The sequence below is a fragment of the Bacteroides sp. AF20-13LB genome (assembly GCF_003603065.1).
Classification (GTDB): Bacteria; Bacteroidota; Bacteroidia; order Bacteroidales; family Bacteroidaceae; genus Bacteroides; species Bacteroides uniformis.
In genome coordinates this window covers 132056-157752 of sequence record NZ_QTMH01000011.1, presented here as the reverse complement: position 1 = coordinate 157752, position 25697 = coordinate 132056, and the positions used below count along the sequence as shown (strand labels likewise).

The following is a 25697-nucleotide window of genomic DNA, read 5'->3' as shown; positions in this document are numbered from 1 at the left end:
AATGATTATCCGAATAGGGCACGGAATGCTTCTTCCACCTTCCGTACCGGTATCAATTCCATTTTAATCTTCTTCGTGTTCAGTCCTTGCATATTATACTTGGGAAGTATGAATCGCTTGAATCCAAGTTTCTCTGCTTCTCCGATGCGCTGCTCTATGCGGTTCACTGGGCGGATTTCACCTGACAGACCTGTTTCTCCCGCCATGCACACCTCCGGCTCTATGGCCGTGTCCATGTTGCTGGAGAGGATAGAGCTGATGACGGCAAGGTCTATTGCCGGGTCGTTCACTTTCAATCCGCCGGCAATGTTGAGAAAGACGTCTTTCTGTGCCAGCTTGAAGCCTACACGTTTTTCCAATACGGCCAGCAGCATATTCATGCGGCGGATGTCGAACCCTGTGGCAGAGCGTTGTGGGTTACCATATACGGCACTGCTGACCAATGCCTGCGTTTCGATGAGGAACGGTCTGATGCCTTCTATCGCGGAGGCGATGGCTATGCCGCTCATACCTTCATGGTCCTGGCTCAGCAGTAGTTCGGATGGGTTGCTCACCTGCCGTAATCCATCTTGCCGCATTTCGTAAATACCCAGTTCGGCAGTGCTTCCGAAGCGGTTCTTGATGCTGCGCAGGATGCGGTACATGTAGTGCTGGTCGCCCTCGAACTGGAGTACGGTATCCACGATATGTTCCAGTACCTTGGGGCCGGCTATGCTTCCTTCCTTATTGATATGCCCGATAAGGATGACCGCCGTATGCGTTTCCTTGGCAAAGCGCAGGATGGAGGCGGAACATTCCCGTACCTGGGCAATACTCCCCGGCGACGATTCAAGGGTTTCGGTAGAAATCGTCTGTATGGAGTCGATGATGACGATGTCCGGGCGGATGTTCTTGATATGGACGTAAATCTGTTCCAGGGAAGTTTCGCACACGATGAGGCAATCACTGGAAGCACTTGTCAAACGGTCGGCACGCAGTTTCAACTGACGGGTACTTTCTTCGCCGGAGACGTAGAGGATACGTTTCTCCGGTATACGGAGTACGGTTTGTAGCACCAGGGTGGATTTCCCGATACCCGGTTCGCCGCCAATTAATACAAGAGAACCTTGTACCAGACCGCCACCCAGTACCCGGTTCAGTTCGGCATCATGGAGATCGATGCGCGGTTCGTCATCGGCTACAATTTCATGGAGGGTTACGGGTTTGGCTTTGGCGGTCTCTATACCCGATACGGGACGTTTGTTCACCACTTCTTTCCGTACCACCTCTTCCACATACGTGTTCCACATTCCGCACGACGGACACTTGCCTACCCATTTGGGAGAGTCTTGTCCGCAGTTGCTGCATACATAAACCGTCTTCTCTTTAGCCATAGTTGTGCATTCTCTTCTAAAATGATTGCCCAAAGGTACAATTTTTCGATGCAGGGCTTGCAGACTCCCATAGAGTTTTTTTATTTTTGTGAGTAGAAAACAATAACATGTTATAAAAGCCATGATAGAAGATATTCTTGCATACAACAAGCGTTTTGTAGCCGAGAAGGGGTATGAGAAATACATCACGAATAAATACCCGGATAAGAAGATTGCCATCCTCTCTTGTATGGATACCCGTTTGACCGCTTTACTGCCGGCAGCCTTGGGCATCAAGAACGGCGATGTGAAGATGATAAAGAATGCGGGTGGAATCATTTCACATCCGTTCGGTAGTGTCATTCGTAGCCTGATGGTGGCCATTTACGAGTTGGGCGTGACGGAAGTGATGGTTATTGCCCACTCCGATTGCGGTGCGTGCCACATGAGCAGCGCCCAGATGATAGAGCATATGAAGGCCCGGGGCATCAAGCAGGAGACGATTGATATGATTCGTTTCTGCGGAGTGGATTTCGAGTCTTGGCTGTATGGATTCGAAGATACGGAGAAATCGGTAAAGGGTACGGTGGAAGCTATTATCAATCATCCGCTGATACCGAATGATATCAATGTCAGCGGTTTCATAATAGATTCTGTGACGGGAGAATTGACCCCGGTGCAGTGATAGTTGTGCTTCACACGGTAATTTCCCCTGCCAGCGGTCGTCCCATCAGTTCGCGTATTTCGGCAGGTGGATAATCGTGCCCCAGAAGGAACATCAGCTTGGTTACGGCAGATTCCGTTGTGCTGTCATATCCGCAGACAACTCCTGCCTGCATCAGTTGGTAACCGGTTTCATAGCGCTCCATTTCAACAGTGCCGGCACTGCATTGGGTGACGTTGACAATGATGATGCCTTGTTCGCAGGCATCATGCAGGTGGCGTAGAAACCATTCCTTTCGGGGAGCGTTGCCGGAACCGTAGGTTTCGAGGACTACGGCCTTCAGTCCTTTAGTGGCAAGTATGGCTGCCACGACATTTTCCTGAATACCTGGAAAAAGCTTCAGTATGGCGATGTTGGTATCAAGCAGATAATGAGGCTCCAGTTCGTGGGGAGTGCCGTGCGTATGAATTTGCACATTATTATATTTAATATGTATACCGGCGGAAGCGAGTACCGGATAATTGAAGGAACGGAAAGCATTGAAGTTCTCCGCGTTCATTTTGGTGGTACGGTTGCCGCGCATCAGGTGGTTTTCGAAGAAGATGCAGACTTCGGGTACGATGGGCTGTCCGTTGGAGTGGCGGTCGGTGGCTATTTCGATGCTGGTCAGCAGGTTTTCCTTGCCGTCTGTGCGGAGCACGCCAATGGGCAGTTGCGAGCCGGTTAGGATGACGGGCTTGTTCAGCCCTTCAAGCATGAAGCTGAGTGCAGAAGCTGTGTAGGCCATGGTGTCTGTGCCATGCAGGATGACGAAGCCTGTATATTGGTTGTAGTTGTTGCTGATGATGCGTACCAGTTTGCGCCAGGCATCGGGGTCCATGTCCGAGGAATCCATGGGCGGGTCGAATTGATAAGTGTCGATACGGAACGCAAATCTCTGAAGTTCGGGAACATGTTTCTGCAACTGCTCGAAGTTGAAGCTTTCCAGGGCGCCGGTTTCTGCATTCTCTATCATTCCGATAGTTCCACCGGTGTATATTAGCAAAACGGAAGTATTTTCTGGGTTCATGCGCACTTTTCTTTCATGTTTTCCATGCAAATATAATGATATATATTGAGAGTGATAGCAAAATGTTAGAAAAGAATAAACGGATATACAGAAAAAAGGTATGGAAAGTGTGAAAGTGTAAGCCGTAAGTTGTGCATATTTCTTGCCTTTTTAGAGGCTTTCTGTATTTTTATCGCAAAAAAGTCGCAAAAAGTGATAGATTGAATGTTTTTATTGTTACTTTTGCAACACTTATCATAAATGATAGAAACAAGAGACTATGAACAAGTACTATCAACATACAGTCACATCCATGTGGACCATGACCCTTAGGGGTTAGGGATAGTATTTTGTGTTTCTACGTGTTACACCATTTTCAAGCAGTTTTTCCATTTAATTAAAGTCAATGCAAGCCGTAGCAGCTTGTTTCCGACACATTGTATCAACCATCTCAACAATATAAAGAGAAATGAAAGTAATGAAATTCGGCGGAACGTCCGTAGGTTCCGTGAACAGTATTTTGAGCGTCAAGAGAATTGTAGAAGCAGTCGATGAACCGGTTATCGTGGTGGTGTCCGCATTGGGCGGCATCACGGACAAGTTGATAAACACCTCTAGAATGGCGGCAGCCGGTGATGCTTCTTACGAGAATGAGTTCCGGGAGATTGTCTACCGTCATGTGGAAATGATTAAGGAAGTGATTCCGGCAGGCGAGGTGCAGGTTGCCTTGCAACGCCAGATTGGTGAGCTGCTCAACGAGCTGAAGGACATCTTTCAGGGCATTTATCTGATAAAGGACCTTTCGCAGAAGACGTCCGATACGATTGTGAGCTATGGCGAACGTCTTTCATCTATCATCGTTGCCCAGTTGACGGGAGCGGAGTGGTTTGACTCACGCAAGTTTATCAAGACGGAAAAGAAGCATTCCAAGCATGTGCTGGATACGGAGCTGACAAATTCGTTGGTGCGCGAGACATTCAGCAGCCTGCCCAAACGCGTATTGGTTCCGGGTTTTATCTCCACAGACAAAATGACGGGAGAGGTAACGAACCTGGGTAGAGGTGGCTCTGACTATACGGCGGCAATCATTGCTGCTGCACTGGATGCCGACAGTCTGGAAATCTGGACGGATGTAGACGGATTCATGACAGCTGACCCGCGTGTGATTTCCAGGGCATACACTATCAATGAATTGAGCTATGTGGAAGCTACGGAGCTTTGTAACTTCGGTGCGAAAGTGGTCTATCCGCCTACAATCTATCCGGTTTGCCACAAGAATATCCCCATTCTGGTGAAGAATACCTTCAATCCGGAGGGTGTGGGAACTGTCATCAAGCGAGAGGTTTCCGACCCGCAAAGCAAGGCCATCAAGGGTATTTCATCCATCAATGATACGAGCCTGATTACAGTGCAAGGCCTTGGTATGGTAGGTGTCATCGGTGTGAACTACCGTATCTTCAAGGCGCTGGCAAAAAATGGCATCAGTGTATTCCTTGTGTCCCAGGCTTCTTCGGAGAATTCAACGTCTATCGGTGTGCGCAATGCGGATGCCGACCTGGCTTGCGAGGTGCTGAACGAGGAGTTTGCCAAAGAGATAGAGATGGGAGAGATTTCTCCTATTCAGGCAGAAAAGAACCTGGCTACCGTGGCCATCGTAGGCGAGAACATGAAGCATACACCGGGTATTGCCGGAAAGCTGTTCGGTACGTTGGGGCGTAACGGTATCAATGTGATTGCTTGTGCGCAGGGTGCTTCGGAAACCAACATCTCGTTTGTAGTGGACAGCAAATCATTGCGCAAATCGCTGAATGTCATCCATGATTCTTTCTTCTTGTCGGAATATCAGGTACTGAATCTTTTTATCTGCGGCATAGGAACCGTAGGCGGCAGCTTGATAGAGCAAATCCACAGCCAGCGCCAGAAGCTGATGCAGGAGAACGGCCTGCAGCTGAATGTAGTGGGCATTGCCGATGCAAACAAAGCCATGTTCAGCCGCGAAGGTTTCGATTTGGGACGTTTTCGTGAAGAACTGCAGGAGAAGGGAAAGGACAGCTCTCTGGAAACGCTGCGTAATGAGATTATCGGTATGAACATCTTTAACTCTGTCTTTGTGGACTGTACGGCAAGTGCAGGCGTGGCTTCCCTTTACAAGGACTTGCTGCTGCACAATGTTTCGGTAGTGGCTGCTAACAAGATTGCTGCTTCTTCCGAATACGAGAACTACCGTGAACTGAAACAGATTGCCCGCCAACGCGGTGTGAAGTACTTGTTTGAAACCAATGTAGGCGCCGGACTCCCCATCATCAATACCATTAACGACCTTATCCATAGCGGTGATAAGATATTGAAGATTGAAGCCGTGCTGAGCGGTACGTTGAACTATATCTTCAATAAAATCAGTGCCGACATTCCTTTCAGCAAGACCATTAAGATGGCGCAGGAGGAACGTTACTCCGAGCCCGATCCGCGTATCGACCTCAGCGGAAAGGATGTTATCCGCAAACTGGTGATTCTGGCACGCGAGGCCGGTTACTGTTTGGAACAGAGCGATGTTGAGAAGAACCTCTTTGTGCCCGATGACTTCTTTGAAGGCTCCCTGGATGACTTCTGGAAGAAAGTGCCGAGCCTCGATGCCGATTTCGAAGCCCGCCGCAAGGTGTTGGAAGCCGAGAACAAGCATTGGCGTTTCGTAGCCAAACTGGAAAATGGCAAAGCATCTGTCGGTTTGCAGGAAGTCGGCGCCAACCATCCGTTCTACGGGCTGGAAGGCAGCAATAACATCATCCTGCTGACCACGGCACGCTATAAGGAATATCCGATGATGATACAAGGCTACGGAGCCGGTGCGGGTGTAACGGCTGCGGGGGTATTTGCGGATATTATGAGCATTGCAAACGTTTAATCCAAATCGTAATATAGAAAGATGAAACACATCATTATATTGGGTGATGGTATGGCCGACTGGCCCGTGAAGGCTCTGGGAGGCAAAACCTTGCTGCAGGCGGCTACAACTCCCTATATGGACAAGCTGGCACGCATGGGACGTGTGGGAAGGCTGGTGACGGTGGCCGAGGGATTTCATCCCGGCAGTGAGGTGGCGAATATGTCCGTTCTGGGCTATAACCTGCCGAAGGTGTACGAAGGCCGCGGTCCATTGGAGGCGGCGAGTATCGGTGTGGACTTGCAGCCGGGTGAGATGGCGATGCGCTGCAACATTATCTGCATCGAGGGAGACAATATCAAGAATCATTCTGCCGGGCACATTACTACAGAGGAAGCGGATGTGTTGGTAAAATACCTTCAGGAGCATTTGGGTGATGACCGCGTGCATTTCCATACGGGCGTGCAATACCGCCATCTGCTGGTAATAAAAGGAGGGGACAAGCGCATTGACTGTACGCCGCCCCACGATGTCCCTTTGAGGCCTTTCCGTCCGTTGATGGTGAAGCCGATGGAGGGTACGGAGAATATTTCGGTCCCCGAAGGCGGTGCAGAGCTTACTCCGAAGCAGACTGCCGATTTGATTAATGATTTGATTCTCCGTTCGCAAGTGTTGCTGGAAAACCATCCGGTCAACATGAAGCGGAAGGCCGAGGGTAAGGACCCTGCCAATAGCATCTGGCCGTGGAGTCCCGGTTATCGTCCGCAGATGGAGCGCCTTTCAGACAAGTTCCCGCAGGTGAAGCGTGGTGCTGTGATTTCTGCCGTGGATTTGATTAACGGCATCGGCTACTATGCCGGATTGCGGCGCATCACCGTAGAAGGTGCGACGGGGCTTTATGATACCAACTATGAGAATAAGGTGGCTGCCGCCCTTGATGCATTGCGGACGGATGATTTTGTCTACCTGCATATCGAGGCCAGTGATGAGGCCGGTCATGAAGGAAACGTCCCCTTGAAGATTATGACGATTGAGAATCTGGACAGCCGTGCCGTAGGTCCTATCTACGAGGCTGTGAAGGATTGGGAGGAACCCGTTGCTATCTCCGTATTGCCCGACCATCCCACTCCCTGCGAACTCCGTACGCATACGGCCGAACCTATCCCGTTCCTCATTTGGCATCCGGGTATCGAGGCTGACGAAGTACGGACATTTGATGAAGTGGCAGCCTGCGAAGGCAGTTACGGACTGATGAAAGAAGACGAGTTTATTAATGAATTTATGAGTTCCACCACAGAGTAACACAGAGTTTCACGGGGTTTTATTTATAGAGAATTCTGTGAGACTCTGTGGTGAATAAAAAAATACCGCAATGAAATATTATAGCACCAACAAACAAGCCCCCGAAGCCACTCTTGAAGAGGCCGTGGTAAAGGGGCTTGCCGCAGACAAGGGGCTTTTCATGCCCTTTACAATCAAAACTCTGCCACAAGAGTTTTACGATAGCATCGATACACTCAGCTTTCAGGAGATAGCCTATCGCGTGGCAGATGCTTTCTTTGGCGAGGATGTTCCTGCCGATACGCTGAAACAGATTGTTTATGACACACTCAGTTTCGATGTCCCTCTGGTCCGGGTGACGGAGAATATTTATTCGCTTGAGCTGTTCCATGGTCCGACGCTTGCCTTTAAGGATGTGGGCGGTCGCTTCATGGCGCGTTTGCTGGGATACTTTATCAAGAAAGAGGGCAAGAAGCAAGTCAATGTTCTCGTTGCTACTTCCGGTGATACGGGGAGTGCTGTTGCCAATGGTTTCCTCGGTGTGGAAGGCATACACGTCTATGTGCTCTACCCGAAGGGAAAAGTCAGTGAAATCCAGGAGAAACAGTTTACTACCTTAGGGCAGAATATCACGGCCATTGAGGTCGATGGCACGTTCGACGATTGCCAGGCTCTGGTTAAATCCGCTTTTATGGACGGGGAACTCAACGAGCACCTGCAACTGACCAGCGCCAATTCCATCAACGTGGCGCGTTTCTTGCCGCAGGCATTCTATTACTTTTATGCCTATGCTCAACTGAAGCGTGCCGGTAAGGGAGACAATGCCGTCATTTGTGTACCCAGTGGTAACTTCGGCAATATCACTGCCGGCCTCTTCGGCAAGCGTATGGGACTACCCGTGGAACGCTTTATCGCTTCCAACAACCGCAATGATATCTTCTTCCAATATTTGCAGACGGGTGTTTGTACACCGCGTCCCAGTATCGCTACCATTGCTAACGCGATGGATGTGGGCGACCCGAGCAACTTTGCCCGCGTACTCGACCTTTACGGAGGCAGCCATGCCGCCATCTCTGCCGAAATCAGCGGTGCCACTTATACCGACGAGCAGATTGCCGAAACTATGCGGGAAGTGTGGAAGAAAGACCATTACCTACTCGACCCGCACGGAGCCTGCGGCTTCCGGGCCCTGGCCGAAGGACTGAAACCCAGCGAAACGGGCGTATTCCTGGAAACGGCCCATCCGGCGAAGTTCAAGGATACAGTGGAGAAGATTATCGGTGAAGCCGTAGAAATACCTGCCAAGCTTCAGGCCTTTATGCGCGGCGAGAAGAAGAGCCTGCCAATGTCGAAGGACTTTGCAGACTTCAAGCAATATCTGATGCATGTATAAAGAATGGGACGTCAGTAAAGAAAAACACCGGATTGCTTGACATTGTCTTTCGGATGTTGTATCTTTGTAACTGCAATCTTAGTTCAGATTCAATTTTAAATTAGCATAAAAGGAGAGGCGTCGCTTCTCCTTTTTTGTTGTGTTCTTCCGTCACTTCATTAGCCAAAGCTTAGGGTTTACTCTCCTAAACCGGTGCTTTACAGATTTAATCCTCCACTTCAGCAAGCGGAATGGCAGGCATTTGCTTGGAAAATCCCGGCGGTTTTGACGAAAAGCTCGGATGTTTTTGACGAAAAGTCCGGATGTTTCGGATGAAAAGCTCCGAGCTTTCGGATGATATGTTCAGCGCTGACAGATGGTGTGTCGAGGATAAACGGATGATATGTTCGGGACGGATACATGGTTTGTTCCGGCTATATGAACGGACGATCATGCGTCTGTTCCGTTAATCTTCCATAAATCTGCTCTTGACAAGATTGGCTGCTTTATTCTGTATCGGGTTCTTCCCGGATGATGTTTATCATGCTGCCCAACTTATGATGGTTGTTCCATAGCACAAGCACTTCAATTTTCCGGAGACTGTGCCGGTAAAGAAGCGTATAGTCGGGATGCGGAATGATGTACCGTATGTTCTCTGCTTCGGTGGGCTGTCCGATAAACGGATTCAGCGTGACACGGTACAATGCATTTTGGAACAAGGTGTACAGAGTCCCGCCACACCGTTTGTTGCCATCTCTTTCTTGCGAGGAAATCAGCAAGTCCTTCAGAGCTTCTTTGGCAAGTGGCGACCATATTATTTGTTTAGCCATGCCTTCACCTCCTTACTGATTGTGACATCCTCTTGTCCTTCTCCCTCATCCAGTTGCCGGCAGGCTTTCTTAAGGTCATGGCGTAGCCGGGTGGAGAATGCGAGGACTTGCTTTGTTTGCTGGGACGATTGCTCTTCTTTAACTTTTGCCATAACGTTATCTCCTTTTCCCTTAAAACATTTCAAAGTAATGAATTGTTTGAGGGGAAAAATACGAAGCTGATGAAAGATAAGAAACTGGAAGCCAATCTCAGTATGGTTGCATCGCGCGTCATGGCGGGGTTGAATATGAATGGATTGAAATTTCTGCTCCCTTTGTGGCTGGGTGCATTGACGGGTGTCACGGTGCGTTGTGTCTTTGCTGCCGTGGCATTTTGGATAACAAGCTGGTTTGTAAAGGAGGCACCGGTCACAAGGCGGCAGCGGATAGGGCTGTTCTGTCTGGGAGCTTTCGGACTCTACGGGTTCATGTTCTACTATCTGCTGGGTATCAGTAAGACGACTCCGGTTTCCAGTGCCATCTTCAACTCCATGCAGCCCATTTGGGTTTTTCTGATATCTGTCTTTTTCCTGCACGAAAAGGCTACGCTGATGAAGATAATCGGCATAGCGCTGGGTTTTGGCGGTGCGTTGTTGTGCATCCTTACGCAAGGCAGTGATGACCTGGCGCACGATGCGTTTACGGGCAACATGCTCTGCATGGTGAGCTCGCTGGTCTTTGCCGTTTACCTGATTGTGAGCAAGAAACTGCTGGAAGAGGTCGGGGTAGTGACGATGATGAAGTACATCTTTGGCGGTGCGGCAGTAACGGGATTGATTGTGTCGTCCATTATAGGCTGGGATGCACCCTTGCTTACGGATGCCTTGCATGGGAAGTGGCACTGGGTGCCGTGGGCGGTGTTGGCGTTTGTGCTGGTTTTCCCTACTTACCTCAGTTACTTTCTGGTTCCGGTGGGCTTGAAGTATCTCAAGACGACGGTTGTAGCCATGTACAGCTATCTGATACTGGTGGTGACTACCGTTGTTTCCCTCACCTTGGGGCAAGACCGTTTCAGTTGGACGCAAGCCGCTGCCATTGCCATGATTTGTATCAGCGTGTACTTTGTTGAAGTGGCGGAAGCGAAGAAGTAGTGACGAATACCAGGTATTCCCCTTCCGCTTCGATGGTGAATTCTGTACTGGTGCATTCGTTGAGTGTGCCTTGCCACCAGTTGGTGAAATCGCTGAGGGGATAGACCAGTCCTTTGCCATGCAGACCGTGTGCAGTGAAGTTGATGATGGATACTTGCTGTCCGGGATGGCTTGGGAAGGTGCGGGTACTCCGGCAGGGGATGAAGATGCCGTAATCGGTATAGGTACGTACATCGGCTCCGGCACGGAGATAGTCGATGAGCAGGCTGATATTTCCCAGTGTATGGTCTTCACGTTTGCCCGTGGCACCGATGATGGCGATACGGCGTTTGCCTTTCGCCAGCAGGAAGTTGACGGCTTTAGTCTGGTCGTTGGTCTCCTGGTCGCTGATACGGTGTAGGATATGTCCGAACTTCCGGCGGTTTTCATCACTGAGGGAGTCACCGTCGCCGATGATTACGTCGGGAGTATGGCCCCGGCGGATGTATTCGTCCGCTCCACCGTCGCAACAAACCACATAAGGCGCTTCCGCCAATATCTTTAAAGGTAGGGGACTTGCAGGATATTCCCCATTTGCCAAAACTACGGCATCAATAGTTAATAATTGCTCGTTGCTCGTTGATAGTTCGTCTTTCATGTCTTTCTTAATCCCTAATCTCTAATCCTTCATCCTTGTTCATCATTTTCCTCCATTTGAAGTAGCCAAAGATAGCTATAATTGTGTAAAGGGCATATAGTCCGGCTGTAAAATCAAGTCCTTTGTAGATGTACAGTCCGGCGCTAACGGCATCTACCGCAATCCATGCCCACCATTGCTCTACATATTTCCGTGCCAGCATCCACATGCCGGCTATGCTCAGTGCGGTGGTGAAGGAGTCCAGCCAGGGCACATTGCTGTCCGTGAAGTTTATCAATATCCAGGCAATGCCAAGCAGAGCGGCGATGAATACGGCAGTAAGTGGCAGCCGATAGCGCGCCGGCATATGGGTGATAGGAAGTTCCAGTTTTTGTTCTTCTGTTCTTGTGTCCTCTCCTTTCTGTCCTGCACCTTTCCGCCGCAAGATAGTCCGGCGCAGAAATGCTCCGTACTTCCACATCATCCAGCCGTAGATGGCAGCACCCAGATAATAGATGTTGATGCCGAAATCTGCATACAACCCCGCATCATAGTAGACAAAAATATAGACGGCAGGCATAATGATGCCCGCTATCCAAAGATAAATGCTTGCCCGGTACTCCAACCAGAGATAGAGAATCCCGACCACAGTGCCTATAATCTCAAGAGTATGTTCCATCAGAAATTGATTGCTATATGTCCCAATACATTCGTTCCCGCCTGGGCAGCGTAGCCGGCATAGTTGTAACGGACTTTTCCTCCGTTGTCGTCGTGATAGTATCCGCTGCCTGCGTATCCGTTGTTTTCGTATTCTTCATTGAACAGATTGTAGATGGTGCACCCTATGGTTACCGACTTTACTTTAGGCAACTTGAAGGTATAGGAAAGATTTAGGTTGCTTACGAAATAAGCATCCAGTGTGCACTCCTCTTGCTTGGCGTTACTCATGTATTGCTTGCTGATATATTGTGACTGTAACGAGGCCTCGAATCCCTTGAACGTATAGCCGAAGCGGTTGTTCAGTATGAAGTCGGGAGAGAATGCGATGGGGGTATCCCCGTGTTTGATGACCCATGCTTCCGACCCAGCCTCCTCGTTTTCAAAAAGTGTCTCGGTAAAGTTCTGCACACGGTTCTTGCTGAGTGTGGCATTGATGTCCCATTGGAAGCCGCAGTCCAGTTTGATGCCAGCCATCAGTTCAATACCCGTACGGTAGCTGTCGGGCACGTTGCTGGCCATGGCTTCGCCTATCTCGTTCAGCTCTCCCGTCAGTACCAGCTGGTCTTTATAGTCCATATAGTAGAAGTTGGCACCCGCATGGAGCCATGAGTTGGCGAAGGTATATCCCAGTTCGTAGTCGAACAAACGCTCAGCCTTGGGATGTTCGGTGAAGTAGCCGTCGGTGTAGTTGTTGCGCGTAGGTTCTTTATGGGCTACGCTGAACGAACCGTATAGGCGGTGGTTGCGGTCGATTTGCCAGGACAGTCCGGCTTTCGGGTTGAAGAAGTCGAAGTCTTCGTCGATGTCCAGCTTCTGCATTCCCGGAGTGGCGGCAGTCCAGTTGTACTTGTCGTTCAGTCCGTTTATCTTGTAGTTGATGTGGCGGTATTGCAGGTCGAGGTAGGCGCTGAGGCCGCTTACCAGTTCATAATTGGCTTTCAGATAAATATTTCCGTCATTCTTTGTGGCGTTGTTGCGGTAGTAGTCGTGGTCGGGGTTCAGATGGCCGATATAATTCTTTACCCAAAGCACCCTGCCGAAGTGGTCGCCGTCATAGCGGTTCAGTGCACCGCCTAGCGAGGCATGCAGACGGTCGGCTTTGTAGCTTACGGAGAAGATTCCACCGCCAAACCAGTTGTCCATTGCCTTCTTGCGGATAAGGTCGCTTACTTCTACCTTGCCGCCATTGTATTCGAAAGGAGACATGCCGTACTCTGCTAACGAGCGTTCACCTTTATATTCTTGATAGTATCCGTCGCCTTTGGTGTAGTGCAGGCCGATATTCAGGTTCCATTGTGGGGTGAAATTGTGGTTGAATAGCAGCTGGTAATTCTTTTGCGTATAGTTGTCGGTCTGGTCGTCATAGAAATGCAGTGCACCTCCTTCGTCCGTGAGGTAATGCTTCTCGCCGTTGTCGTCTTTATAATATTCTTTGTTGTATACATGGCCGTCCCGGTCGGTGGCGTACATGAATCCGCAGGAATTATAACGCCGTCCGTAACGTTCCATCTCTTCCTTGCTGGCATAGTTCCATGCGTGGTAAGTGCGCTCTTTGCCGGCAAAGGTTATCAGCTTGATAGAGGTGTTGTCATTGTAGTACCCTCCTTGCAGGTAATAGGAGTTCAGTCCCACAGACGCCCGGTCTATATATCCGTCTGTACTGATGTTGGAGAGCCGCGCGTCGAACGACCAATGATTGTTGATGAGTCCCGTTCCCACTTTCACCGTCTCCTTGTGCGTATGGAAGGAGCCGTAGGAACCGTTGAATTCTGCATAGGGTTTCATGGAGAAATCACCCGTCTGCATGTTGATGCTGGCACCGAAAGCTCCTGCACCGTTCGTTGAGGTACCAGCTCCGCGTTGCACCTGCATATCCTTGACGGAGGAGGCGAAATCCGGCAGGTTGACCCAGAATACCGTGTGGCTTTCCGCATCGTTGATGGGAATACCGTTAGCGGTGACGTTGATGCGTGTGCCATCTGTTCCGCGGACTCTCAGTGTGGTGTAACCCACCCCGGCACCGGCGTCGCTGGTAGTAATGGCGGAGGGTGTCATACTCAACAGATACGGCAGGTCTTGTCCGAAATTCTGTTTTTTCAGTTGTTCTTTGCCTATATTGGTGAATGCCACCGGTGTGCTGTTTGTGGCACGTGTGGAGATGACTTCCACTTCCTGCAGGTTTATCACCCGCAGACTGTCTTGCTCTTGTGTCTGCGCACAGACACCCAGTGCTGCCATAAGGAGGCAGGTCGCCATTGCATGTCTCTTCATTTGCAATTGTTTCGTTTAGATGAATACAGAAAAGGGGAACTTTTCTTCTTTTCCCTCCGCCGGCATTACCCGGATCAGGTTAATGGGTATGATCTCAGCCCGTCGTATTAGGGCACCCCTTAGTTGAAATCGGGAGCAAAGGTAGGAGTTTTCGTCGAAAGTGGCAAGTTAAGTGAACGAAAGTCAGAGTTATTTGTTAATTTTGCAGCATTAATTTTAAAAAAAGAGTATAGTTATGTTATCATCTTTATTCATGGCAGCCTTTGCTGCCCAAGTTGCTGACGATGGTTTCAGCAAACTGCAGATATTCCTTCAGCAATTGATAGATTGGGGCGTAAGTGCCGGTGGACGTATTATTGGAGCTGTCATCATCTTTGTGGTAGGACGGTTCTTGATTTCCTTTCTTAGGAAAATGCTGGCGAGGTTATTGGCAAAAAGACATGTGGATGCCAGTATCCAGAGCTTTGTGAAAAGTTTAGTCAATATCTTGCTGACCATTCTGCTGATTATTGCCGTTATCGGCAAATTGGGAGTGGAAACTACTTCTTTTGCAGCTTTGTTGGCATCTGCCGGTGTGGCTATCGGTATGGCACTTTCCGGAAACTTGCAGAATTTTGCGGGTGGATTGATTGTACTGTTGTTCCGTCCTTTCAAGGTAGGCGACTGGATTGAAAGCCAGGGAGTGTCCGGAACGGTACGTGAGATTCAAATCTTCCATACGATTCTGACCACAGCCGACAATAAGGTAATCTATATCCCTAACGGTGCGTTGAGCAGTGGTACAGTGACTAATTACAGCCGTGAGGATACGCGTCGTGTAGATTGGGTGATCGGTGTAGAATATGGTGAGAATTATGACAAGGTAGAGAGCACCGTGCGTCGTATCATCTCCGAAGACAGCCGTATCTTGAATACTCCCGAACCGTTTGTAGCTCTTCATGCCTTGGATGCCAGCAGTGTGAATGTGGTGATTCGTGTTTGGGTGAAGAGCGGAGACTACTGGGGCGTTTATTTTGATATGAACAAGAAGATTTACTCCGTATTCAATGAGGAAGGTATCGACTTCCCATTCCCGCAGTTGACGGTGCATCAGGCGAAAGACTGAGTGGGCTACAAGTTTCAATTTACTGGCTATCAGCTACTATAAGTTACGGGCTACAAGTGTACTGCATTATCATACTGCAGGACACTTGTAGCCCGTAACTTAATAGTAGTCGGTAACTCCGTAATTTATTTATAACTTAATTCTGCCTCTATTTCTTCGCAGACATCTTGCTCCAGGTTGAGCAGCTGATTGATTTCTTTTCGTTTTTCCAAATCCGTGAAATAGCTCTCCACTACTGCATAGATGTTGAAGCCGGTTGTGGAACCCGCAGCCAAATCCAATGACTCAACCATTTTCTCTACTGCTTGATGAATGCGTTTCTTACTGATAAAATGCAGTTCATTACTATGAATTAAGCTCTTTTCCATGATATTTTCTGTTTTAGTTATTGTAGTTATAACATTCTATCAAGCAAGTAAGTTCATGTAGATTGAACAGATTTGACAGTCGGTCGAATGATATTTTTCCTATATTTGCAAAAAATATAAACGCGGCAATGAAAGAACTGTTTATAAAAATACTCCGTTTTCTGATGTTTGTACTGGTCGTAGCTTTGGGCTGCATCGGATATAACATCTATGAAGATACGTTGGCTGCTGTGTGGATACCCGTAGGGGTAGGACTTGTGGTGGCAGTCGTTACACTTCCTCTATATAAAAAATGGATATGGCTGACAACGATGGAGCAAAAGGCAGTGAATATATTGTGCCATGTGGTGTGCGTGGGTGTCATCAGTTGTTCGCTTTTTCTGGTAGGGAATTATCGGATGGCGGCTCCTGCTTCGACAAAGGAGGTGACGGTTACCGTACTTGAGAAGCTGATAAAAGAACATGAAAAGAGACGTAAAGTAGGCAAGCATCGTTATGTGTCGGACGGAGTACGTAAGGAATATTACTTAAAGGTGGCTTTCGAGGATGGAGCGATAGAGACCTTGCATGTTTCCACAGCCACATACAACAAAGCACGAAAAGGCAAACCGAAAGTCCTGACTTTGCAGAAAGGAGGTTTCGGATTGCCGGTGATAACGAAGGGGCTATAGTTTTCATCCCCCCATGCAAGACATCAGATGAGGAACTGAATGCTCTTCTTAAAGATTTCTGCGTACAAAATGTCCGTCAATCCAAATGGTGGCATGGTGTCCTTTGAATTTCAGTAATACATAATTGGGATCTGTCGGGCCTTTGCTGAAGTGTGCGCTGAACCACTCTTGCCACATTTCCTGCTTGGTGGCTTCGTCTTCTATAATCTCCACCTCACCGGTGAGCACTACGCTGTTTCCTTTTTCCTGAAAGCACAAACCTGCTTTCGGATTGGCTGCAAACTCCTTTGTTTTAAGACTGTCTTTGCCGGTCGCCAACCATACGGTTGTGGCCCCTTCCGACTTGATGTTGCTCATTGGAACGGGGCGGGGATATCCCTCTTGGTTGATGGAAGTGATGACGACGGTTTCGCATCTTGCCAAGATTTCTGCTGCTTTCTCGATTAATGTTGCCATATTGGATGTTTTTATTGATTTGATTGCTGCAAATATAGGCATGGTAATAGGAAGAGCTATTGTAAAAAATCGACTTTTATGTTTTCACATAACTCAAAGTCCCTTCTTCCAATGGAGCGGAAGTGAGAAGCTGGCTTGGCGCGTTGCCGGACATCTTTTTGATTTCTTTTGAGAGATGGGAAACATCATAATATCCTGCTTTGATGGCAACGGACAGCAGATTGTCGAAAGAGGTACTTCGCAACAAGTCTACAGCATGTTTGAACTTCATAATCCGACTGTACTCTTTGGGTGTAAGTCCGGTGTGCTGCTTGAATTTCCGTTCGAAATGGCGTTGGCATAGGCAAGTCTCCTCCGCTAACCGGAGGAGTGACAAGTCACCCTTGCATCGATTGATTTGCTGTATGGCGAACAGCATGCTCCGTTCTGCTTTTGGACTGTATCGGCATAAGGCTTGAAGCAGGAAGTTTTCAATAAAGACCAGGTGCTCTTGAATGGTTCCCAGTTCGCCCAGTCTCTCTGCAAAAGAGTGGGTAAAGAGGCTTGTAAGCTCATCGGCGTTTAACCGCAAGTTGGTGAGCTCCTGCAAAGGGAGGTCCATGAAACGAAGTATTCCGCAAGGCAGAAAACGGATTCCCAGCATATGGACTGTTACCGTATGGGTCACTAATTCGGAATATTTGGTCATGGCTCCAATGAAGTAGGTATGGTAGGGCTGCATAACGAGGCTGTCGTGTACGGCCTTAGGGGCTTCACCCAACGTGAATATAAAGTCTGTGCATCCGTCCGGCAGGATGTTGATATGCATGCCGTATCCGGGTTGTCCTTTAAACTCCCAATATTTGTCAATATAGGGGGAGAGCAGGGGGCTGGGATGATATTCTTTGTACATAGGTTGTAAAGATAGGAATAAACTTCGAAGATAGGGAAATCCCTATGTATAAATAGAGAGAATCACGGAAAAGGAGGTTTTTATCATACTACATTTGCTGTATGGATAAATACTAAAACTTTCTATTATGAAAAAGATGTCAGTTGTTTTAGGCTTGTTACTCGCTGTCTTGGTGACGGGCTGTGGCATTTATGAGAGCTACGGGTTTGATTATAAGCAGTTGAGCAGCATTGAACGTGGTATGAGCTTTAAAGAGGTGTGTACCATTTTAGGAGAGCCTGCATTTCGAGATTTGAATAAGGAGGGAGAGGCTTGGACATTCCGTGCTTATACTCCTGCGGGGTGGTCGGCTGTCAAGGTGTGGTTCAAAGACGGAAAAGTGGACGAAATGAAGAGCTATCTGGAGGATACTTATCCGGTTACCACTTCGCGGGACAAGAGTTTCATGAATGAGAAAAAAGAATCTTCCGACAAGAGTAGCGAAACAAAGGTAATAGTTTCGCCGGAAGGGAAACATTACATCAAAATGGGCTCGGTAGTAGTCACTCCCGAAGGCAAGCATATAATAGTACCTTGATTATACCAACATAATCGTTTCCGGATATAGTATAATGTGAATATACCTTTCTATAAAGTGTTGATATTTATAAAGTTCTATATTTTTTGCAGATTTTAGGTATATGTAGTTCAAAGAATGTTATCTGAAATGAAAAGAATGGGCAATGTTTGTCATTGCTCTGTCTTTATCTTATATTTGAGTAGATAATATAGGATATCATTTTAAGAAAGGAACTAATAATAAGATAATAATATGAAGAGTATTGAGAAGGCGACCAATAATATGAAAATGGTATATTCCATTTTGTGCAATCTTAAGAAGTGTACAATCTTTGAATTGCAGAAACTGACGAAGTTCAGGGATGTGGATTTGTGTTTGGCCTTGGGGTATCTGCTGCAGAATAACCAGATTTATCAGAAGCGTATTGATAACATGGTTTACTATGGAGTCATCGCAAAATGAAAAGAGATACAATAGGTTTACCACACATTTTGCTTACATGCTTGCATGGTGCTTTCTAATTGTTTGTTATACCGCATTTTACAGTATGTAAGCAGATGCCATGCAAGTATGTAGGCAAACTTTGCTTGCATGCTGTTTTTTCTTGTGCAAATGGCTGGTCTTCTTTCCGCAAAGAACAGCTCTTTCTCCTACTAAAAGCTTATTAATGACTATTGTGCACGGTTGTGATGCAGTTTCTTCACTATTGTGGTACGGCTTCTTCATGCTTGTGGAGAAGTCGTACCACAATAGTGCGCATGCCTAACTATCATTTATTCAGTGTATTGACAGCCTATGTTAGAGCAATGAAAGACTGATAGACTGTCTTTCATTGGCTGTGTGTCTACCTTCAAAAGAGTGATATGGTAGTGGATAATGTTCATGTTTTGCTGCTTTTTCAGTGAAAGAAATCATGAATATTTGGATACTTGAAAAAGAAGTCCCACCTTTGCACGCGAATTAGAAAACCAAAAGAGTTTTGTAATCCTCATCGGAGGGCTGTAAAAATGCCGGATAAGATGACTGGGTAAAACCAATCATTTTATCCGGCATTTTTTTGCTTTTGGGCAAGACAATAACCTATAAATATAGTTGAACATGAAAAGAGATGCAATTGATTTGAGTACACTGAATGTGTTTACATTGTTTCGGAAATATTTTGTTCCTACGTTGCTGGGTATGCTCAGTATGTCGGCCGTAACAGCGATTGACGGGATATTTGTCGGGCATGGAGTAGGTAGCGACGGGATTGCGGCCGTAAATATCTGTGTCCCTTTACTGATGCTTTTTACGGGAATCGGGCTTATGGTTGGTGCCGGGTGTTCTGTGGTCGCTTCTATCCAATTGTCGAGAGGCAAAAGCAAGTCTGCTCGGTTGAATGTGACACAAGCATTACTGTTTGTAACGATTGTTGCTTTGATACCCTCTGCTTTGATGATGGCTTTTCCGGCAGAAACAGCCCGGATGCTCGGCTCTTCCGAACATCTGTTGCCTATGGTGACGGATTATCTGCTGTGGTTTGTTCCGTCATGGGTCTTTCAGATATGGATAACGGTGCCGCTGTTCGTCATTCGTCTGGACGGTGCTCCAAAGCTGGCTATGTTGTGCAGCCTGATTACGGCTGTAATCAATGTGGTGCTCGACTGGCTGTTTATCTTTCCTTTTGGCTGGGGAGTCATGGGAGCAGCATTTGCCACTTCCATCAGCATCATGGCCGGCGGACTGGTGGCGATGGTCTATCTACTGTTTTATGCTCGGCATTTGCGTTTACAACCACTCAAATGGAGTGTCAAGAGCCTGCGGCTTTCCGTGCGGAATATTGGTTACCAGTGCCGTATCGGTCCTTCTGCCTTATTGGGAGAGGCAACGCTTGCTGTTCTTATGTTCGTCGGGAACCAGGTATTTATGTCCTATCTGGGGGACGATGGCGTAGGGGCATTCGGTATAGCGTGCTATTATATTCCTTTTGTTTTCATGGTAGGTAATGCTATTGCACAATCTGCCCAGCCTATTATCAGCTATAATTTCGGACTGGGCTACAAGGAAAGAGTGATGACGGCGGAACGTATTGCGTTGCTGACGGCTGTGGTCTGCGGTGTGGTTGCAACGGTGGCATTCACTGTTTATCCTTATCTGCTGGTTGGCCTTTTCATCAGTCTTGACAGTGAAGCGGCGAAGATAGCGATACACGGTTTCCCCTATTTTGCAAGCGGCTTTGTCTTTTTCATTGTGAATATTGCTGTGGTAGGTTATTTTCAGAGTGTTGAAAGAATAAAGCCAGCTACGATTTTTGCTTTGTTGCGTGGCTTTGTTTTCCTTATTCCGAGTTTTATTTTGTTGCCGAAGTTCTTGGGTGTGTCGGGAATCTGGTTGGCAATGCCACTCTCGGAGGCTTTGACAATCATTGTGATTCTGCTTTTTGTTCTGAAGCATCGGTATGCTTATAAAGTTTCCAGCCAACTCATTACGTCGTAGATGCCTTTAAAAAAACGAGGTTGTGCCAACGTTTTGACATAACCTCCTAAAACCGTAACCTAAGATTTCTAAAATTGGCGAGATTGGACAATCATACATTTGTATGAACTCTATATATTTGCAAATTATATCGTTATAGATGAAAAGTAGCACTGAAAATATATACAAACAGAAAGTCAATCAAGTAATTGATTACATAAATTTTAATCTGCATCAGCCATTGCAATTGAATGTAATAGCCGACATAGTAAATATGTCTCAACGGCAATTGCTCCGTATGATGAGTTCTGCTTTGGATGAACCATTATACTCTTATGTGGCGAGGCAACGAGTAGAACGAGCTGTACTATATATGCAAACTGAAGACATGAGTTTACAGAATTTGGCTGGGTTAGTCGGCTACGATAATCCGCAATCGTTCTCCAAAGCATTTAAGAAACAATTTGGTATCTCTCCCAAAACATATATCAGCAGATTAAGGATGCGATTAAAAGAGTGCGAACATGATGGAAAGGAGTGCGAATTGCATTCTGAAGTCTACAATTTCGAGGGATTAAATTTAGTATATATCCGTATATGGGGTAAGTACGGAGAGGAAGAACCTTATGAAACAGTATGGAGTAAATTGATACATTTCTTAAAGAGCAATGACTTACTTCTGCCCGATACACATTTTATTGGGTTAAGTTTTGACGACCCTAATGTGACAAACCCTAATCAATGTCGTTTCTATGCTTGTGCATCGGTACAAAAGGAAATTATGCCTACTTGTGAATTTGGTACAATCCGGCTACCACAAGGTAAATATGCGGTCTATACGTTGCAGGGGTATTATACAGATTTGCAGGACTGGTATAACATCATTAACGTAAGCCAAGAATATTCACTTCGTCATGGGATGTCTTTTGAGGAGTATATCAATTATTCAAAAGAAAATAAAAAAGAGAGTATCACAAAAATCTACATACCGATAAAATAAATAAAAGCATGGAAAATAGTTTACCTAAATATATAACTCTAACAGAGGATAATATAGATAAAGAACATATCTGCTGCGCATTCTCTGACAAAAAATGCTTGGAAGGATATGAGTCCAAAAAGGAATGGCTAAAAAAGGAATTTGCTAATGGCTATGTTTTTAGGCGGCTTGATGCACGAGCCAAAGTTTTTATAGAATATGTTCCTGCTGAATATGCGTGGCTTCCGGTTACTGCCCCTAATTATTTAATGATTAATTGTTTTTGGGTTTCAGGGCAGTATAAAGGTCAAGGGCATGGATATAATTTGCTCCAATTTGTGATTGAAGATGCAAAAAAGCAACAAAAAAATGGATTGGTTACTGTTGTAGGTACAAAAAAGAACCATTTTATGAGTGATACGAAATGGTTACTGCAACATGGCTTTAAGGAAATAGAAAAACTTCCAAATGGATTTTCATTGTTGGTAATGAGTTTTCATGAGAATAGTGCAGTTCCATATTTTAATGATTGCGTCAAAAGTGGAGAATGCCCCGACAAACTGGGAATAGTGGCTTATTATTCTAATCGTTGCCCATATACGGATTATTATGTAAATGGAGTGTTGCGTGTTCTTGCGCAAGAAATAAATATTCCTTTGAAAGTAATTAAATTGGAAACGAGAGAGCAAGCACAAAACTCTCCTACACCAGCTACTATATTTTCTCTTTTTTACAATGGGAAGTTTGTAACTACGGATTTAAGTATTTGTACTGAGTCTAAATTTACAAAACTATTAAAGTAGTAAAATGAAAGAACTGGTTAATAACATGTTAGCTGAAATAGAGGTCAATATATCTGAAATCGACCTCTACGGTTATGATATTGTTGAAACTTTTCTTTCAATAGTGCGTCGTTTGCAAGCGGTTCTCAATGATTTAAAAACAAAACTGCAAATTCATTCCTTCTATAAGATTTATCGGATAGAAACACAATGCCCCGATGGTAGTAATGATGTAATCAGAAACTATATTAAGTAAAGAACTGGATAACCTGACCTGCTTCTTTAACCGTAATCTGGACTTTTACCAATATTATCGTTTTCATTCGACCTTGTATGATGAATATTATGTTGTTCGTGGAAAGTTTGATTTACGCCTATGTACCGATAGCGCACAATTCGATAAAGACCTGAATTTCTCAACCTTGTTTCTTCGGGTGGCATTAACAATGGCAACGTGGGAATAAAAGAAATGATGAATTTTCTCAGTACGGTGCTCTAAATGGAGTTAGGCGATTATTATGCCGCTTATATTGCCATGAAAGAACGGAAGAAGGATTGGACGGCATATCTTAGCCGTTTGCAAGACAGCTTAGTCAAACGAATGGACGAAGGATAGTAAATGACAAACTTCTGTTTTTCTTTTCGCCAGTATTATATTGCTTCAATATTATAAATCAACCATTTAGTCTTGTTGGGGTACCGTGCTGTGGATGCTTTCCAGCATAGAATTGATATGTACGGCTTCTGCGGTTCTGCCGGAAGCCTTGCCTAACTTCACGCTCCAGTGAGCCGGATTTATTTCCAGTTTGGTGTTGAACTGGGCTACAACTTGGTCGATAGTGATACGTGCGATAATCGGTGCGTTGCCGTTCTTCTTTACTGCATTTCGTTTGACGAAATAGAGTAGCTTGAAAGTACTTCTCATAATCTCTTTTTTAGTTACAAAATTAAATTGATGAACTGAAAATGAGATATTTGCAGTACGGACAAATCAAGACAACAAACCGACAATTTCAGACATTCCGTGACCTAAAATCCGAAAGGTCGGACAGGTCACGAATTGGTCACGAAAGTATGTCTTTTTGTGACCATTTCGTGTCTTAGGTCACGGACTTTATACAAAGAAAAAACTCCTGCAATACCTTGATATTGTAGGAGTTGTCTTTTCTTTGTCTGGTTTTGTCCAGCTTCTTGGTGATCCGCCTGGGATTCTCCTTGCAGAGTTACCACGCTGATATTTAAAACTTTATATTTTTAACTTCAAGCATATCCCATGAATTATCCCACTAATTTGCTACGTACTTTTGCGGCAGTTTGCTCATGGAGAATACTGAGTGCAAAAATAGTGATTTTAATTGGTTTTACCAAACTCATTAAGGCTTCTTTGTTTAGCATTTCTGCTATAAGAATAATTTTCATTTCTCAATCGATCTCATTTTAGTACTGGGTTATTCTTAAGTTATATTGTTTCTTGATACTTTTGGTTCATGACAACAATTAGAACAGGACATAAAGCATAGCCAAAATAAATGAAATTATAAAAATAATTTTCAAGTATTTGGGTAAATTTCCATATTCTTCTTGCATTGTATCATTTATTGACTCTTCTCTATTTACTTTTATATTGGGTCTTTCTTTTATAAATTCATTACTCACATACTGAAAAATACTTGATATGGCATAAATACATAAAATAAAGAAATCCAATAGAAAGTATGCGATAACTATTCTAATTGAATATACAAATAGTAATTTGAGAAATAAAAGGATTGATTCAAATGTAACAAGTTTATATGACACAAATGTATATTGAGAAACATCAATTTCTTTCCCAAACATTAATGTAAATACCAGTAATATAATAACTGATGTCGATATTAAAATCGCATATGATGTAATCGCATTAAATTGATAAAAGAAATTCCACATATGAAATTTGTGAATCTTTTCATCATCACCCTCCCCTTTGAAATTGAAATTATTAAACTTATCAAAGATAATAATGATCAAACTCAAAAACAGAGCCGTCATTATTGAAAGAGAGCTTAACACATAATTAATCATTTCATTACTCAGCCCTTTAGGCTTTGTGTAGACAAAAAGAATAGAAATAAGAAGTGCTATCAATTGTAATTGTGTAAAATACAATTTTGGTCTATCTCCTTTTCCATTCAAATTTTTATATTGCCATTCTTGACCTTTAGTTATTAATTTTAAAACATAATATATTAAATAATTAGTTTTCATTATTCATTTGAAATAGGATAAATATCGGAATAAATTTGTTGCAAAAGACCATCGCAATAGGTCTTTAAATCAGCTCTACAGAAATTCCCATCTTCGTCTATTCCTAATGTTTCTATATCATCTAGCATAATAACTGGACGAACTTTTTCATCATCATCAAGACTAAAAGGAGATGTTTTTTTCATGTCTTCATTTCTAAGTGCCCCTTTTTTCTTTTCAAATTCAGATAAAGGCTTTATACGTTGACCTACTTTTATTGCCATATTTCCGACCTTGTCTAATAAAGAATTTATTGAACCTAATTCAACCGTCTGATTTTGAGGTTGAATTTGAATTATAACATTATATGCTTCTTCATGGTTGGTTATCCCGTCGGATGTATCAACTTCCGTTACAAACTGTTGGCTATAAGTTAATGATTGAACTATTGCCCCTTCCTTGAATTCTTCTTTCAGGAAAGTAGGTATATAAGTTTCAACTTTACATCCTTTATTTATATCCGTTTTGCAAATCTCCGGCAAAAATTTCTTGATTGCTGTTCGGATATTAGCATTTGATTTACTCTGTAAAAAGACAACTCCTACATTGGAGTGTAAAGGGAAATACATATAAATATAATATCGATCTGTAATAATGTCATCTTTCTTTATATTTTGGCTTTTTGTTTTTGATAGATTCGATAATTTCCTAATCATATCATAGGGTCCTCCATCAATATACCCTTCTATAACAAACTCAGAAGAATGAGATGTTAATATTTTATTCTCCTTTTCCCCTCTTTTCTTAAATAAAGTAAGACCAATTTTACTTTCTGGATGTCTCCATATCTCTTTTGCTATTTGTTCAAGAATTGCTTTATATAGAAGATTGAATAATCCACTATTTCGATAATTCGTTTCTTGGTCTTGAACATATCGAGAAGTAATGAGTGTTTTAAAATTAAAACCTTTTTTTTTCTTCAAAATTATTTTATAAACATCTAATTGATTATTTGCAGCCATAGTGTTATAGTTTATGTT

Annotated in this window: 24 protein-coding genes, 2 pseudogenes and 1 riboswitch; of the genes and pseudogenes, 13 read left to right on the top strand and 13 right to left on the bottom strand. The window is 44.9% G+C overall.

The window, feature by feature from the left end; all coding sequences use genetic code 11:
* Positions 1-5: 5 nt before the first annotated feature.
* Positions 6-1373 (bottom strand): DNA repair protein RadA, encoded by a 1368-nt coding sequence (gene radA / locus DWX62_RS14960; RefSeq protein WP_120172974.1) that lies wholly within the window; start codon positions 1371-1373, stop codon positions 6-8.
* Between the two features lie 121 nt (positions 1374-1494).
* On the opposite strand from radA, the gene DWX62_RS14955 reads away from it, so the two are divergent.
* Positions 1495-2037, top strand: coding sequence for a carbonic anhydrase (locus tag DWX62_RS14955; RefSeq protein ID WP_005834976.1), 543 nt, complete (start codon positions 1495-1497; stop codon positions 2035-2037).
* A 10-nt stretch (positions 2038-2047) separates the two neighbouring features.
* Here DWX62_RS14955 and DWX62_RS14950 read toward each other — a convergent pair whose 3' ends face one another.
* Positions 2048-3085 (bottom strand): asparaginase, encoded by a 1038-nt coding sequence (locus DWX62_RS14950; protein ID WP_005828507.1) that lies wholly within the window; start codon positions 3083-3085, stop codon positions 2048-2050.
* A 448-nt stretch (positions 3086-3533) separates the two neighbouring features.
* Here DWX62_RS14950 and thrA point away from each other — a divergent pair, with 448 nt between their 5' ends.
* The 3 genes from thrA to thrC all read left to right on the top strand — a co-directional run bounded on the left by thrA (position 3534) and on the right by thrC (position 8619).
* Complete coding sequence (thrA, locus tag DWX62_RS14940; RefSeq protein ID WP_117681354.1) at positions 3534-5966, top strand: bifunctional aspartate kinase/homoserine dehydrogenase I; 2433 nt, start codon at positions 3534-3536, stop codon at positions 5964-5966.
* 21 nt (positions 5967-5987) lie between these two features.
* Positions 5988-7247 carry a cofactor-independent phosphoglycerate mutase gene (locus DWX62_RS14935; protein ID WP_120172973.1) on the top strand — a complete coding sequence of 420 codons (1260 nt, stop codon included), beginning with the start codon at positions 5988-5990 and terminating at the stop codon, positions 7245-7247.
* 70 nt (positions 7248-7317) lie between these two features.
* Entirely contained in the window at positions 7318-8619 is a 1302-nt protein-coding gene (thrC, locus tag DWX62_RS14930) for a threonine synthase (RefSeq protein ID WP_120172972.1), read from the top strand.
* 485 nt (positions 8620-9104) lie between these two features.
* On the opposite strand, the gene DWX62_RS14925 is transcribed toward thrC, so the two are convergent.
* The gene (locus DWX62_RS14925) at positions 9105-9428 is read right to left on the bottom strand and encodes a type II toxin-antitoxin system RelE/ParE family toxin (RefSeq protein WP_005834986.1); all 324 of its coding nucleotides are present in this window, start codon (positions 9426-9428) and stop codon (positions 9105-9107) included.
* On the bottom strand, positions 9413-9580 hold the full coding sequence (locus tag DWX62_RS14920; RefSeq protein ID WP_016274202.1) for a hypothetical protein: 168 nt from the start codon (positions 9578-9580) through the stop codon (positions 9413-9415). Before DWX62_RS14920 ends, DWX62_RS14925 begins: the two co-directional genes overlap by 16 nt.
* 69 nt (positions 9581-9649) lie before the next feature.
* Between DWX62_RS14920 and DWX62_RS14915 the strand changes: the two genes are divergently transcribed.
* Positions 9650-10558, top strand: a complete 909-nt coding sequence (locus tag DWX62_RS14915; RefSeq protein WP_022402260.1) for a DMT family transporter — start codon at positions 9650-9652, stop codon at positions 10556-10558.
* On the opposite strand, the gene DWX62_RS14910 is transcribed toward DWX62_RS14915, so the two are convergent.
* From DWX62_RS14910 to DWX62_RS14900, 3 genes are read right to left on the bottom strand one after another with little or no spacing between them, the layout of a single operon-like run.
* Positions 10518-11195: a thiamine diphosphokinase gene (locus DWX62_RS14910; protein WP_009037242.1), complete on the bottom strand. Its 678-nt coding sequence runs from the start codon at positions 11193-11195 to the stop codon at positions 10518-10520. The two genes, DWX62_RS14915 and DWX62_RS14910, sit on opposite strands and share 41 nt — an antisense overlap.
* 7 nt (positions 11196-11202) lie before the next feature.
* The gene (pnuC, locus tag DWX62_RS14905; protein ID WP_022402261.1) at positions 11203-11853 is read right to left on the bottom strand and encodes a nicotinamide riboside transporter PnuC; all 651 of its coding nucleotides are present in this window, start codon (positions 11851-11853) and stop codon (positions 11203-11205) included.
* Positions 11853-14165 (bottom strand): TonB-dependent receptor, encoded by a 2313-nt coding sequence (locus DWX62_RS14900; RefSeq protein WP_057253224.1) that lies wholly within the window; start codon positions 14163-14165, stop codon positions 11853-11855. The genes pnuC and DWX62_RS14900 overlap by 1 nt, the downstream gene beginning before the upstream one ends.
* A 33-nt stretch (positions 14166-14198) precedes the next feature.
* Positions 14199-14295, bottom strand: a riboswitch (TPP riboswitch).
* 123 nt (positions 14296-14418) lie between these two features.
* Between DWX62_RS14900 and DWX62_RS14895 the strand changes: the two genes are divergently transcribed.
* The gene (locus tag DWX62_RS14895; RefSeq protein ID WP_009037240.1) at positions 14419-15270 is read left to right on the top strand and encodes a mechanosensitive ion channel domain-containing protein; all 852 of its coding nucleotides are present in this window, start codon (positions 14419-14421) and stop codon (positions 15268-15270) included.
* Positions 15271-15395: 125 nt separating this feature from the next.
* On the opposite strand, the gene DWX62_RS14890 is transcribed toward DWX62_RS14895, so the two are convergent.
* Positions 15396-15638 carry a hypothetical protein gene (locus DWX62_RS14890; protein WP_005828479.1) on the bottom strand — a complete coding sequence of 81 codons (243 nt, stop codon included), beginning with the start codon at positions 15636-15638 and terminating at the stop codon, positions 15396-15398.
* A 128-nt stretch (positions 15639-15766) separates the two neighbouring features.
* Between DWX62_RS14890 and DWX62_RS14885 the strand changes: the two genes are divergently transcribed.
* On the top strand, positions 15767-16309 hold the full coding sequence (locus DWX62_RS14885; RefSeq protein ID WP_005828477.1) for a hypothetical protein: 543 nt from the start codon (positions 15767-15769) through the stop codon (positions 16307-16309).
* Between the two features lie 48 nt (positions 16310-16357).
* Here the strand turns inward: DWX62_RS14885 and DWX62_RS14880 are convergent, their stop codons facing one another.
* Together DWX62_RS14880 and DWX62_RS14875 are read right to left on the bottom strand one after the other, a co-directional pair.
* On the bottom strand, positions 16358-16765 hold the full coding sequence (locus DWX62_RS14880) for a pyridoxamine 5'-phosphate oxidase family protein (RefSeq protein ID WP_005835009.1): 408 nt from the start codon (positions 16763-16765) through the stop codon (positions 16358-16360).
* Between the two features lie 76 nt (positions 16766-16841).
* On the bottom strand, positions 16842-17657 hold the full coding sequence (locus DWX62_RS14875; protein WP_005835011.1) for a helix-turn-helix transcriptional regulator: 816 nt from the start codon (positions 17655-17657) through the stop codon (positions 16842-16844).
* A 127-nt stretch (positions 17658-17784) separates the two neighbouring features.
* On the opposite strand from DWX62_RS14875, the gene DWX62_RS14870 reads away from it, so the two are divergent.
* The 6 genes and pseudogenes from DWX62_RS14870 (at position 17785) to DWX62_RS14840 (ending at position 23047) form a co-directional block, all read left to right on the top strand.
* A complete protein-coding gene (locus tag DWX62_RS14870; RefSeq protein ID WP_117878733.1) occupies positions 17785-18234 on the top strand; it encodes a hypothetical protein in 450 nt (149 codons plus the stop codon).
* A gap of 234 nt (positions 18235-18468) precedes the next feature.
* On the top strand, positions 18469-18678 hold the full coding sequence (locus DWX62_RS14865) for a winged helix-turn-helix domain-containing protein (RefSeq protein ID WP_005828467.1): 210 nt from the start codon (positions 18469-18471) through the stop codon (positions 18676-18678).
* Positions 18679-19314: 636 nt separating this feature from the next.
* On the top strand, positions 19315-20691 hold the full coding sequence (locus DWX62_RS14855) for an MATE family efflux transporter (RefSeq protein WP_005835018.1): 1377 nt from the start codon (positions 19315-19317) through the stop codon (positions 20689-20691).
* A gap of 139 nt (positions 20692-20830) precedes the next feature.
* Positions 20831-21670 carry an AraC family transcriptional regulator gene (locus DWX62_RS14850; protein ID WP_120172970.1) on the top strand — a complete coding sequence of 280 codons (840 nt, stop codon included), beginning with the start codon at positions 20831-20833 and terminating at the stop codon, positions 21668-21670.
* Between the two features lie 8 nt (positions 21671-21678).
* On the top strand, positions 21679-22452 hold the full coding sequence (locus tag DWX62_RS14845; protein ID WP_005828455.1) for an N-acetyltransferase: 774 nt from the start codon (positions 21679-21681) through the stop codon (positions 22450-22452).
* A gap of 4 nt (positions 22453-22456) precedes the next feature.
* Positions 22457-23047 (top strand): annotated as a pseudogene (locus tag DWX62_RS14840) (RteC domain-containing protein).
* Positions 23048-23128: 81 nt separating this feature from the next.
* On the opposite strand, the pseudogene DWX62_RS14835 reads toward DWX62_RS14840, so the two are convergent.
* The 3 genes and pseudogenes from DWX62_RS14835 to DWX62_RS14825 all read right to left on the bottom strand — a co-directional run.
* A pseudogene (locus DWX62_RS14835) lies at positions 23129-23356 on the bottom strand (Arm DNA-binding domain-containing protein); the annotation flags it as partial.
* Positions 23357-23928: 572 nt separating this feature from the next.
* A complete protein-coding gene (locus DWX62_RS14830; protein WP_046451571.1) occupies positions 23929-24678 on the bottom strand; it encodes a hypothetical protein in 750 nt (249 codons plus the stop codon).
* A complete protein-coding gene (locus DWX62_RS14825) occupies positions 24678-25679 on the bottom strand; it encodes a hypothetical protein (protein ID WP_046451572.1) in 1002 nt (333 codons plus the stop codon). Before DWX62_RS14825 ends, DWX62_RS14830 begins: the two co-directional genes overlap by 1 nt.
* Positions 25680-25697: the final 18 nt, after the last annotated feature.